This window comes from Clostridioides sp. ZZV14-6153 (assembly GCF_020657855.1).
Lineage (GTDB): Bacteria > Bacillota > Clostridia > Peptostreptococcales > Peptostreptococcaceae > Clostridioides.
On record NZ_JAGWCZ010000096.1, the window covers coordinates 1 to 271 of the forward strand.

Consider the following 271-nt stretch of genomic DNA (forward strand, 5'->3'; position numbering starts at 1 on the left):
TAAGTGTAAGCAAAATAATATAGAACTTAGAATTGTTGATAGATTTTATCCATCATCAAAGACTTGTAGCCAGTGTGGAGAGGTTAATAAGAATTTAAAACTTAAAGATAGAGTTTATAAATGTAGTTGTGGTTTATCTATTGATAGAGATTTAAATGCAAGTATTAATCTTAAAAATGCTAAAAAATATAAGGTAGCTTAAATACAAAGTAATTTTCCCACACGCGGCTCAAAAGCACTTATATATGTACGGAGGGCTAACTTCGGAATT

1 protein-coding gene is annotated in these 271 nt (G+C 29.2%); it reads left to right on the forward strand.

The window, feature by feature from the left end; translation table 11 throughout:
- Window positions 1-202 (forward strand): transposase (locus KGF46_RS19855; protein WP_227862257.1); only part of this gene is annotated, 202 nt, incomplete at its 5' end.
- Window positions 203-271 lie beyond the last annotated feature (69 nt).